Genomic DNA, 10,952 nt, shown 5'->3' on the forward strand with positions numbered 1-10,952 from the left:
GGCGCTTCCGCTTTTCTATTTTTCTTTCACTAAACCAAGTTTCACTAAACTTTGTGCAATTTGTACAGAGTTCCAGGCAGCGCCTTTTAGTAAGTTATCAGAGACGACCCACATATGGAAACCTTGGTCTTCATCAAGGTCCTTTCTGATTCTTCCAACAAATACATCGTTACTTCCAACACAATTTGCTGGCATTGGATAAACCTGGTCTTCTGGATCGTCTTGTAAAATGACGCCTGGTGCATCCTTTAACAAAGCTTTAATTTCATCAGCACTGACATTCTCTTGGTCAATTTCAAAATAAACTGACTCAGAGTGACCTACTGCAACTGGAAGACGGACACATGTAGCTGATACAGCTAATTCAGGTAAATGCATGATTTTTTTCGTTTCATTGATCATTTTCATTTCTTCGAAAGTAAAACCATTTTCTTGGAACTTATCAATTTGCGGAATGGCATTAAAAGCGATTTGATAGTGGTTTTTATCGCTGCCTACTGGTAAAATTTTTGGTTCCACTGGTTCATTTGCCAAAATAGATTTCGTTTGATCCATTAATTCTTGCACAGCTTTTGCACCTGCACCTGAAACGGCTTGGTAAGTTGAAACAATAACTTTTTTTAGACCGAATTTTTGTCTAATTGGTTCTAAGGCAACGACCATTTGGATAGTTGAACAATTTGGATTGGCAATAATCCCTGTATGTTGGTGTAAATCTGTTTCATTTACTTCCGGCACTACCAATGGTTTATCGGCATCCATTCTAAATGCACTCGTATTATCAACAACAATTGCCCCGCGTTTTACGGCTTCCGGCGCAAGTTCTTTGGAAACACTGCCGCCTGCTGAAAATAATGCAATATCAATACCTTCAAAGCTCTCAGGCTTCGCTTCTTGAACCGTATATTCTTCACCGTTCACGACAATTTTTTGTCCTGCTGAACGGCTTGATGATAATAATAGTAATTTCTTGTAAGGGAAATTTTCCTTTACTAAGGTTTGGATCATCTGCTGTCCAACTGCTCCTGTTGCTCCGACTACTGCGACGTTAAATCCGCTTTGCTGACTCATTACTATAAGACCCCTTTCAATCTCTTATCCAGTTATTTCTTTTGGAAATAATTTAATTAGTAAAAACAATTCGCATGAAGAGAATAACCATCTCCAGCATTTGAATTATTTATATATTCTAACATATTCCTTTAAAAGAAATAACCATTTTCATACGAAAGAGGGAATAATTAAACATCATCTCGAAATCTTTCTACCAGTACGGGTTGAATCTGTTTTCCTTCAATTGCAGCTTCCACCGTTTCCATTAACATTGTCATTCTTGCTACCATTGAATTTGGTTTCTTAACCGGATCATCCTGTCCGTAAGGAATAAAATAAATGTGTTTGGTAGCCATCAGCCTCATTAAATTTACCCCATTTAAACCTAATGCATCATTCGTAGAAATTCCGAGCACAATCGGCTTAAGGTTCCTTAGTGTTGCTTTGGCTGCCATTAAAACAGGACTGTCGTTCATAGCGTTTGCGAATTTACTCATGGAAACCCCTGTTAATGGTGCGATGACCATACAATCAAGAGGCATTTTGGGTCCCAGCGGCTCTGCTTTAACAATGGAGTCGATGGCCTTATTACCGGTAAGGTCTTCAATTCTTTTGACCCAATCTTCGCCATTGCCAAAGCGGGTGTCGGTACTTTTTACGGTATAGGACACTACCGGAACGACTTCGGCACCTGCTTGCACTAGTTTCTCAATTTCAGGGAATACAGCATCATACGTACAATGTGACCCTGTTAATCCAAAGCCAATTCTTTTTCCTTTTAAACTCATTATTCTTTCCCCTTTCTATTTAATAGGTCATCCTGAAGTAATTGTGTCAGAACATCCGCGAGAATTAATCCGGCAGTCTTAGGAGCTACAATCCCTGGTAAACTTGGTGCGAGCAATGCCTTTATTCCCCGTTTTTCCGCATATCTAAAATCAGTTCCACCCGGTTTAGAGGCAATATCAATAATGAGTGTATTGGCAGGCAGCTTAGAAATGACAGCAGCACTTACCACTGGATGCGGAATCGTATTGATTAATATATCGGTATCCGACACTTCTTTTACAAGATTACTTAAATGAAAAGGTGTTACGCCCATTTCTGTAATTCTTGCAAGATGTTCACTTTTTCGTGCACCGACCTTTACCTTCGCCCCAAGGGCATGAAAGGCTCGAGCAGTACTCATACCACATCTTCCTAGGCCCAAAACCATTACATTTGATCCGTGAATCGTATAATCCGTATGCTGGATGGCCATCATAATCGTTCCTTCAACCGTAGGAATCGAATTATAAATAGCTACATCATCCCTTGAAAAAAGTTGGATAAGTCTTCTCTTCGATTTAGTCGTGATTTCATTTAAAAATGCATTACTTATCCCTGAATAGATCGTACAGTGTTCAGGTGTCTTTATAAGCATATCTTCTGTCAAAATAACCTTCTCATTTGAAAAGATTGTTTCAACCTGTCCTTCTAAATTTGTACCGGGCACGGGTAAGATAAGGGCGTCTATAGTAGAAAAATCCACCTCATCTAACTTTTCCTTAACAGCACCAGTAAAGGCATGATCAAGCTGTTCGAAGCCAATGAGCGATAATCTGGCATCTAACTCGGTTAACTTCCGGATAATTTCCAGCTGTCTTGCATCACCACCGATTACGGCTATCTGCATCCCTGTCAGCATGAAAACATTCACCTTCTTTTTAAAAAAATCCAATTCAGAAATCTGTTTCTTCTATTCACTTCAACATCTTATGTAGGAGAACATCAATCTGTGAGTTATTCATGATTAGTTCATAAAAAAAGCCCAAGCAAATATCCATTTGCTTGGGCTTTGAACCTTAGTCTATTCTTTATTCATCTTCATTTTCAGGAATATCGATGATAATCATGTCTGTTCCAATCTTTTTAATATGATTCCAAGGAACTCTAATTTCTTCTCCCTGTTTTCGAAAACCAAACCATTTGAGGGATGGGATGAGAAGAGCTTGAATTTGGCCCGTTCCCTCATTAATTTCAAGATCCGTTTGACCAAGGACTCCAAGTCGCTCCGCTTTTTTCACGTCAACAATTTCTTTTCCACTTAACTCACTCAGTCTCATCAATACGGACTCCCTTCACTTTCTATATTCTATTTTATAAGGGGAAGTCCAAGAATAGAACAAGAAAGCGGAAGCGCCTTGAAGAGCCCCGACAAGTGCTGGAGGCCCTGACGGTGAAGTCGTTCTTTGACTTCATCGTCAGGGCCGAAGCAACCTCGAGGGGCTAGGCGCTGGAGCTGGACTATAAAAAAAAACAGTTCGAGTCCTCGAACTGTTTCTTTTTATTTTAGGCCCTTTGGAAATTCTCCATCAGGACTGATTAAGGAAACGGAAAATTGATCAGTGAAAATGGACCTTGCCATTTCATCTGCGCTTTGCTTGGTTACTTGATCAATTTGTTCAATAATTTCATCCAATGAACGATGACGTTTTAACAATAATTCGTTTTTCCCGTTACGGCTCATTCTGCTATTGGTGCTTTCCAAACTCAGCATCAAGCTTCCTTTTAATTGTTCTTTAGTATTCGTAATCTCTTTTTCGGTAATTCCATCTTGTTTTAACTTATCCAATGTTTCCTGAATGGTTTCAAATAATAAATCGAGCTGCTTAGCCCCTGTCCCCCCATATACTGTGACAATTCCACTATCTTGATAAGCGGAATGATAAGAGAAAACAGAATACGCTAAACCACGCTGCTCACGGACTTCCTGAAACAATCTGCTGCTCATACTGCCGCCAAGGACGTTATTTACGATAATTAAACTATAGATGTCCTCGTGACCAATCTTTAATCCTTCAAAACCTAAACATAAATGGGCCTGCTCTGTTTCCTTTTTTCTAGAAATCTGATTAGAATGAAAAACAGGGGTGTTTTCACGTGATTCATGGTTGCCACCAGTGTACGAGCCAAAGTATTTTTCCACTTCATTAATAAACGCATCTGAAACATTACCGGCAATTGAAATGACAACATTTTCCGGAGTATAGCGCTCATGTATATATTCTTTTAACTTTTCACCCGTAAACGTATTAAGTGTCTCTTCCGTTCCCAGGATTGGATAACCAAGCGAATGATCCTCGTATACGGCACGGCTTAATAAGTCATGAACGATATCATCAGGAGTATCTTCATACATTTTAATTTCCTCTAGGACAACATTTCTTTCTTTATTTAATTCTTCTTCTACGAAAGTTGAATTAAAAAACATGTCAGCTAATACATCTAAAGCAAATTTCGAGTGAGTATCGAGAACTTTGGCGTAATAACAAGTATATTCTTTTGAGGTAAAAGCATTCACTTGACCGCCAATACTGTCAAAGGATTCAGCAATATCTTTTGCAGACCGTGTGGTTGTACCTTTAAAAAACATATGCTCTAAAAAGTGGGAAATCCCATTAATTTCGGGATGCTCATTCCTAGATCCGGTACCAATCCATACACCAATGGCTACAGATCTAACGGTAGGAATTTGTTCTAATACAATTCTTACTCCATTTTGACAAGTGTATCTATTTATCATCGAATTCCTCCTGATTATAACAGCTCAAAACCTCATTACTTATATTTTATGCTACTCTTCCGATGTTATTTCATTATTCTTTCCTCGCTCATTAACTCTGAAACAGTACCAATTGTTAGATTTTTTTTCTCAATTAAAGTAATGAGGCGGTCAAGAGATTTAGCAGTTGACTCGGTAGGGTGCATTAAAATCATCGAGCCGTTATCAACTTTACTTATTACACGATTAATAAGGGCATCTGGAGTTGGCTTTTGCCAGTCGACAGTGTCGACGGTCCACATAACCGTTTTCATTTTTAACTGATTTGCCACCGTCACAGTCTCATTACGATAGCTTCCGCTAGGCGGAGCAAACCATTTGCATACTTTCCCAGTTGCCGCTTCAATGACTTCATTCGCTTTTATCATTTCCACTCTCGTTTGGGAGGCAGTAAGTCTCTTCATATCCGGGTGGGAATAGGAATGGTTCCCCACTTCGTGACCAGCGTCAACAATCATTTTGGCCAGATCCGGATTCTTCTTCACCCAATTGCCCTCCAGAAAAAAGCTTGTGGTAACATGATGTTTTTTTAAGGTTGCAAGCATATCCGATAAAAATTCATTTCCCCATGCTACATTAATAATAAAGCTAACCATTGGCTTATCAGGATGGCCTTTATATATAGGTGAAGGCGGTAAATCCTTTAAGTGCACTTTCGGTGAAGTTTGTGTAAAAACCAATTTCTTCTCATCAAATTGATTTTTACTTTTCATCTTCTTATAGGAGGCTGAAATATCAACCTTTAATCCATTATAACCTGGTATCGCCTTCCAAACTGGGTCAACTTTGGCATTGGAAGGTGGGACCTCATATGTAGGAGCATTTTTAACAATGCTTTCATAAAGAGGATTGGAATGTTGCTTTGAAACCATCATTGCAGAATCCTTCAGGGTATCTACATACGGATTTACAATTGGATTATTTACCGAGACCCATCCAGCCAAACAAATCAGCATAAATATAATCACTTTTTTCATCTTCCCGTTCCCCCTTCCATAAACATTATGAATAAAAGGGACAAGGTAGAACATAAAACAAGCGGACAGTTATTTACACAAAGAAAGTCAGGGGGTTCCCCTGACTTTCTTTTGTCTGGCAGCTTTGACAAGACCGGGGTTTATCCATTATCGCTGCTCTTCAGCCTTTTCTTTCTGTTCCTTTAAAACAGCTTTCCGTGAAAGGTTTACGCGGCCTTGTTTATCAATTTCTGTTACCTTGACAAGTATTTCATCACCAATTTTTACAACATCTTCTACTTTTCCAACCCGCTCTTCTGCAAGTTCAGATATATGGACTAATCCGTCTTTTCCGGCAAAAATTTCAACAAATGCACCAAATTTTTCAATCCGTTTTACTTTACCAAGGTACATTTGTCCGACCTCTACTTCACGTACAATATCTTCAATAATCTTTTTAGCCTTTTGATTCATTTCCTGATCTGCAGATGCAATAAAGATTGTTCCATCTTGCTCAATATCAATTTTAACACCAGTTTCTTCAATAATTTTATTAATTTGCTTGCCACTTGGTCCAATAACATCACGGATTTTATCCGGGTTGATTGTCATCGTTAAAATTTTCGGAGCAAATTTTGATAACTCAGCTCTTGGTTCATTAATTGTTGCAAGCATGGAATCTAAAATTTGCATTCTTCCTTTTTTCGCCTGCTGAAGTGCCTCTTCTAAGATTTCACGGGATAGACCTTCAATCTTGATGTCCATTTGAAGAGCAGTTACTCCCTTAGAGGTTCCAGCTACTTTAAAGTCCATATCGCCAAGATGGTCTTCCATTCCTTGAATATCTGTCAAAACAGTGTAATGTTCTCCGGATTTTACTAGTCCCATTGCAATTCCTGCTACAGGTGCTTTAATCGGTACACCGGCATCCATCATAGCAAGAGTACTTGCACAAATACTTGCCTGTGAAGTAGAACCATTGGATTCCAAAACTTCAGAAACCAATCGAATGGTATATGGGAAATCCTTTTCATTCGGAACAATTGGTTCAAGTGCCCGTTCTCCTAATGCACCATGACCGATTTCGCGACGACCCGGGCCGCGAATAGGACCAGTTTCTCCAACGCTAAAGGAAGGGAAATTATAATGATGCATAAAGCGTTTTTCTTCCTCAATACCTAAACCATCAAGTATTTGAACATCTCCCATTGCACCGAGTGTACAGATACTTAAAGCCTGAGTCTGACCACGTGTAAATAAACCAGATCCATGCGTACGTGCAAGTAGCCCCACCTGAGAAGATAGTGGACGGATTTCATCAATTTTACGGCCATCTGGACGAATCTTTTCCACAGTAATTAAGCGGCGAACTTCACCCTTAACAATTTTGTCAAGGATTTGCTTAACTTGTTTTAAATTCTCATCCGTTGCTTCCTGTTCTTCATATTTAGCTAAAACTTGTTTTTTCACTTCAGTTATCGCAGCTTCACGTGCGTGTTTTTCTTGAACTTGAATGGCATTAATCATATCTGCTTCACAGATTGCTCTGACTTCTGCTTCAAGTTCTTTATTAATTTCGTAAAGCGAAATTTGCATTTTTTCTTTGCCAATTTCTGCAGCAATTTTCTCCTGGAATTCAATTAAGCGTTTGATTTCGTCGTGTCCAAACATAATGGCTTCAAGCATTGTTTCTTCAGGTACTTCATTTGCACCCGCTTCAACCATGTTAATGGCATCCTTTGTACCGGCGACAGTTAAGTGGATGTCGCTCTGTTCTGATTGCTCAACAGTAGGATTAATTACAAATTCTCCATTGACACGGCCAACTACGACTCCCGCAATGGGACCCTCAAATGGAATATCAGATGTACTTAATGCCAATGACGAACCGAACATTGCTGCCATTTCAGTAGAACAGTCTTGATCCACACTCATTACAATACTGATAACTTGTACATCATTACGGAATCCGTCAGCAAATAATGGACGGATTGGACGGTCGATTAAGCGGCTCGCTAGAATCGCTTTCTCACTTGGACGCCCTTCCCTTTTAATAAAGCCCCCTGGAATCTTACCGACTGCGTATAAACGTTCCTCGTAGTTTACAGTTAACGGAAAAAAGTCAAGGTTTTTTGGTTCCTTTGAAGCAGTTGCTGTACTTAAAACTGCTGTATCACCATAACGGACAAGGACAGCACCATTTGCTTGTTTTGCTAATTGTCCAATTTCGACAGTCAGCTTGCGGCCTGCCCACTCCATGGAATAATCATGTTTCTTATGTTCCATATTGTTACCCCTCTCAGGTCAAAAATCATTTCAGAGGATGATTCGAAAAATATTTTCGCTTTAATCATCATTTTTCATATATAAAAAGCCGTAAAAAGCTTATGTTAGAAATTTCAAATATAAGAATAGTATGCACATAATTCCGCGATTTTAAATATGTATAGAGGATTCTTTATTTTTGTACAATTCTAGAGCTTATCGGGACTGGTTAAGACGTTTCCAATTTTCTTTTAAAAAGCTAACAAAAAAGCGGGAAAAATCCCGCTTCTGTTGATTATCGACGAAGACCAAGCTTATTGATTAGCACACGGTAACGTTGAACATCTTTGTTACGTAGGTATGATAAAAGATTACGACGCTTACCAACCATTTTCAACAAACCACGACGTGAGTGGTGATCTTTTTTGTGAGTACGTAAGTGCTCATTCAAATTGTTGATTGATTCAGTAAGGACAGCGATTTGAACCTCTGCAGATCCAGTATCGTTTTCATGAGTTTTATACTCAGCGATAATTTCATTTTTACGCTCTTGAGTGATTGCCATCCTAATTCACCTCCTAAAATATGAATCCCCTGTTACTGAGCAAGCGTCGGTGACTCGACTTGCCAAGCAAAGGTTTTTTAATACGTTAATAAGAATACAATGTTTCAGTCTAAAATGCAAGTGAAACCTTGATTTTAATGTAAGAAAGTGGTTGATTCACTACAATCTTCGGAGACTTTGTCGAATTTTTTAAAATAATTCAGCGCAGTTTGTTTATCTCTTTCAATTTGCGCTACCAATTCTTCAATACCCGAAAACTTTTGTTCTTTGCGAATAAATTGATGCCATTCAACCTTTACCTCTTTACCATAAATCATTTGATTAAATTCGAATAAATGAACCTCAACTGAGGGCTTTTTCGCTTCATTATTGAAAGTAGGTTTTATCCCGAGATTACATACCCCGTTGTACCACTTTCCATCTACCTTCATTCTCACCGAATAAACACCAAGCGGAGGTAATAGATATTCCTCCCCAACATCCACGTTCGCGGTAGGAAATCCAATTGTCCTTCCGCGTTTATCACCATGAATAACGGTTCCCGCAGTTGTATAGTTTCTTCCTAATAAATCGGGAAGCTCAGCTGTTCTCCCTTCTTTTAATAAATTCCTTATCCGGGTCGAGCTCACCTTTTCTTCCTTTTTGGTTAGCTTTGGAATGACTGAAAAGGTGAATTGTTCTCTTGAATGGAAAGGGATGGTTTCCATTGTCCCTTTTCCCATTCTTCCGTATGTGAAGTCAAAACCCGCCACGACATGTTTAACATTTAGGTTTATTACATATTGGTCGATAAATTCTTGCGGAAGAAGGTTGGCAAATTCCGTAGTAAAATGAATAATAAATACATAATCAATACCCATCTTTTCGAAGATGTAAATTTTTTCTGATAATGGTGTAATATAACGGACATGCTGCTCAGATTTCCCCAGCACCACGGATGGATGTGGATCAAAAGTCATGACAGCGCTCTTCAAACCAAGCTCTTTCGCCTGTCTCATTGCTTCTAAAATTACTTGTTGATGGCCAAGGTGAACTCCGTCGAAATATCCGAGAGCCATTGATAATGGCGGTAAATCACTAATGTCTGTAAAATTAGGAAAATTAAGCTTCTTTACTTCCAATTGAAACTCACTCTTTCTATACCGTACCTTGATTAATCGTGATCATTTCTTAACACTTTAACTGGTTTCATAAGTCCGGGCTTGCCTGGATGCTCTGCATAGATAGCGAGTGCCTGTCCTTCCCCAGTTTCAGTGACTATAGGTCCGTTACTATTTTTTAAATGTTCTGGAATCGGTAAAATCGCACCATTCTTTACTTTCTCTGCTACTGTATCATTAATTACGTATTTCGGCAAATGGGAAAGTGCTGATTCTAGAGGCCTTAATATTTCTTTGATCCTTCCTGTTTCCATTAAGTTTCCTATTTCATCAAAGGTTAAACAATCTTCTAACGTATAGGTTGCTGATTGAATTCTTGTTAATTTTGACATATGGGCTGGATAGCCAAGTTTTTCACCTATTGTTACTGCCAGGGTTCGGATATAGGTTCCTTTGCTGCAACTGACTCGAAATCGAAAGGATATCGTGTCTCCCGAGAATACTTCCCTATCATCAAGAAGTTCAATGGATTTGATGAAAACCTTCCGGGTTGGCCGTTCTACTTCAATCCCTTTTCTCGCATATTCATAAAGGCGGACACCATCGACCTTAACCGCTGAAAACATTGGCGGGGTCTGCTCAATTTCACCAGACAGGGATTGTAGGACTTGGAGTATTTCTTCTCTTGGAATAGAACGGTTAACTTTTTTCTCTTCAACTACTTCACCAGATGCATCCTCTGTTGTCGTAGAATACCCAATTGTTACTTCTCCCTCGTACGCTTTGCCGGCATCTGTGATATATTCTGCTACCTTCGTGGCCTTTCCAATACAAATTGGAAGGACTCCGGTTACATCTGGATCAAGTGTACCTGTATGTCCAACTTTTTTTGTCTTTAATATCTTCCTTAATTTAAATACACAATCATGTGACGTCATTCCGGCTGGTTTAAATAATGGTAAAATACCTTCCAACAAATTCACTCCCTATCAAAAAATGGATAGACAAATGTCTATCCATCGATATCTACTCTTCATCATTCTTTTGAAGTGGTTTATCTTCATGGTGTAATTGATGAAGAAGGTTTTCAATTCGATTTCCGTAATCAATGGATTCATCGAATTCAAAGATGATTTCTGGTGTTTTGCGCAGTCGAATACGGTGGCCGATTTCTGTACGAATAAATCCTTTCGCTTTAGCCAGACCCTTTAATGTATTCTCCTTTTGTTCGTCATCGCCTAATACGGATATATATACCTTTGCTTGTTGGAGATCTCCAGTAACCTGGACATCTGTAACCGTCACAAAACCAATCCGTGGATCTTTAATTTTACGTCCGATGATGTCACTCAGTTCTTTCTTCATTTGTTCTCCCACACGATTTGCTCTGTGGCTCATCACATTCACCT

The 10,952-nt window shown here is 39.0% G+C and carries 11 protein-coding genes; all 11 read right to left on the reverse strand.

From position 1 onward, the window contains the following. Positions 1-15: 15 nt before the first annotated feature. The 11 genes from asd to rbfA all read right to left on the reverse strand — a co-directional run bounded on the left by asd (position 16) and on the right by rbfA (position 10,941). Positions 16-1,071, reverse strand: a complete 1,056-nt coding sequence (gene asd, locus E2K98_RS00785) for an aspartate-semialdehyde dehydrogenase (RefSeq protein ID WP_133332429.1) — start codon at positions 1,069-1,071, stop codon at positions 16-18. 170 nt (positions 1,072-1,241) lie between these two features. Beyond that, positions 1,242-1,844, reverse strand: a complete 603-nt coding sequence (locus E2K98_RS00790; RefSeq protein ID WP_208025310.1) for a dipicolinate synthase subunit B — start codon at positions 1,842-1,844, stop codon at positions 1,242-1,244. Beyond that, positions 1,841-2,740, reverse strand: coding sequence for a dipicolinic acid synthetase subunit A (gene dpaA, locus E2K98_RS00795; RefSeq protein WP_133332431.1), 900 nt, complete (start codon positions 2,738-2,740; stop codon positions 1,841-1,843). Before dpaA ends, E2K98_RS00790 begins: the two co-directional genes overlap by 4 nt. A 169-nt stretch (positions 2,741-2,909) precedes the next feature. Continuing rightward, the gene (locus E2K98_RS00800) at positions 2,910-3,158 is read right to left on the reverse strand and encodes a YlmC/YmxH family sporulation protein (RefSeq protein ID WP_026574896.1); all 249 of its coding nucleotides are present in this window, start codon (positions 3,156-3,158) and stop codon (positions 2,910-2,912) included. A gap of 221 nt (positions 3,159-3,379) precedes the next feature. Continuing rightward, positions 3,380-4,618, reverse strand: a complete 1,239-nt coding sequence (locus tag E2K98_RS00805; protein ID WP_133332432.1) for a M16 family metallopeptidase — start codon at positions 4,616-4,618, stop codon at positions 3,380-3,382. Between the two features lie 65 nt (positions 4,619-4,683). After that, entirely contained in the window at positions 4,684-5,634 is a 951-nt protein-coding gene (locus E2K98_RS00810; protein WP_133332433.1) for a polysaccharide deacetylase family protein, read from the reverse strand. Positions 5,635-5,781: 147 nt separating this feature from the next. After that, positions 5,782-7,899: a polyribonucleotide nucleotidyltransferase gene (gene pnp / locus E2K98_RS00815; RefSeq protein ID WP_133332434.1), complete on the reverse strand. Its 2,118-nt coding sequence runs from the start codon at positions 7,897-7,899 to the stop codon at positions 5,782-5,784. A gap of 274 nt (positions 7,900-8,173) precedes the next feature. Beyond that, a complete protein-coding gene (rpsO, locus tag E2K98_RS00820; protein WP_026574892.1) occupies positions 8,174-8,443 on the reverse strand; it encodes a 30S ribosomal protein S15 in 270 nt (89 codons plus the stop codon). Positions 8,444-8,577: 134 nt separating this feature from the next. Continuing rightward, the gene (ribF, locus tag E2K98_RS00825; protein WP_133332435.1) at positions 8,578-9,564 is read right to left on the reverse strand and encodes a bifunctional riboflavin kinase/FAD synthetase; all 987 of its coding nucleotides are present in this window, start codon (positions 9,562-9,564) and stop codon (positions 8,578-8,580) included. A 32-nt stretch (positions 9,565-9,596) separates the two neighbouring features. After that, positions 9,597-10,517 (reverse strand): tRNA pseudouridine(55) synthase TruB, encoded by a 921-nt coding sequence (gene truB, locus E2K98_RS00830; RefSeq protein WP_133332436.1) that lies wholly within the window; start codon positions 10,515-10,517, stop codon positions 9,597-9,599. A gap of 52 nt (positions 10,518-10,569) precedes the next feature. Further along, a complete protein-coding gene (gene rbfA, locus E2K98_RS00835) occupies positions 10,570-10,941 on the reverse strand; it encodes a 30S ribosome-binding factor RbfA (protein ID WP_026574890.1) in 372 nt (123 codons plus the stop codon). Positions 10,942-10,952 lie beyond the last annotated feature (11 nt).

The organism is Bacillus salipaludis (genome assembly GCF_004358205.1).